The organism is Rhizobium sp. 21-4511-3d, assembly GCF_053522545.1.
Genome location: NZ_JBNWCF010000037.1, coordinates 1 through 1136, shown reverse-complemented (window position 1 = coordinate 1136; position 1136 = coordinate 1). Strand labels below are relative to the sequence as shown.

1 protein-coding gene is annotated in these 1136 nt (G+C 64.5%); it reads left to right on the top strand.

Going from position 1 to position 1136, the window contains the following annotated elements:
- Positions 1–183 precede the first annotated feature (183 nt).
- Entirely contained in the window at positions 184–1113 is a 930-nt protein-coding gene (locus tag ACQZ5H_RS32600) for an IS110 family RNA-guided transposase (RefSeq protein WP_449100219.1), read from the top strand.
- The last annotated feature ends 23 nt before the right edge of the window (positions 1114–1136 follow it).

The following is a 1136-nucleotide window of genomic DNA, read 5'->3' as shown; positions in this document are numbered from 1 at the left end:
AACTTCCCTTTATCCGCTATCGAGGCTGTAATGCCTATCGCGGTGGCGAGCGAGAGACCGAGGCCCCTCTGGGACACCAAGCCCGCGGGAGAGCATGGGTCCTCGCCCGTCGTTCCATTGAACCCGAACAGTCGCCAGGGCCGCTTGCGAAAGCAAAGCCCGATTAGGCAAGGATGGGATCAGATGGATAGGATCATCGGTATCGACGTTTCGAAGGAGCGGCTCGACGTTGCCGTCTGGCCGCAGGGTGAGGCTTTTGCTGTCGGCAACGACGACGATGGCATCCGCGAACTGACCAGTCGCCTGAAGGCGATCGGCGCCGATGCAATCGCGCTCGAAGCGACTGGCGGTTTCGAGACCCTGGCAACAGCAGGCTTGTCTGCGGCGGGATTGACGGTGCTGGTCGTCAACCCTGCTCAAGTGCGTGCCTACGCGCAGGCGATCGGCCGCCGGGCCAAGACCGATCCGATCGATGCGGCCGTCATTGCCGCCTTCGTTGCGGCGACCAAGCCCGCTATCCGGCCGCTACGTGATGCTGAGACGCAAGCTCTGTCGGCTCTCGTCAGCCGCAGGCAGCAGATCGTGCAGATGATCGTGGCGGAAGAGAACCGGGCGCGCATGGTGCGCGACAGGCAGGCGCAGAAGAGTATCCAGCGCCTGCTCGCCGCACTCAGGCGCGAGCTTGCCAGCATCGACGCCGATATGGACGGCCATATCCGCAAGTCGCCTGTCTGGCGGGTGCGCGAAGCGCTGCTGACATCGGTGCCGGGCGTCGGGCCGGCGACTGCGCGCACGCTGCTGGCCGAGATGCCAGAGCTCGGCAGTCTCGACCGTCGCCAGATCGCGTCGCTGGCAGGCCTTGCGCCCTGGACGCGGCAATCGGGCAAGTGGAAGGGCAAGAGCTTCATCGGCGGCGGCAGGGGCAAGGTGCGCGCGGTGCTGTTCATGGCGGCTCTGGTCGCCAGCCGCTACAATCCCGCCCTCAGAACCTTCCGCGATCGCCTCGTCGCACAAGGCAAGCCGAAGATCGTCGCTATCGTCGCAACCATGCGAAAGCTCCTCACCATCCTCAACGCCATCATCAGGGACAACAAACCATGGCAAGACGCTTGACGCAGAAGACAGTCGCTCTCCCC

Coding starts and splice junctions, on each gene's coding strand:
- ACQZ5H_RS32600 (WP_449100219.1), top strand. CDS start 184: ATGGATAGGATCATCGGTATCGACGTTTCGAAGGAGCGGCTCGACGTT.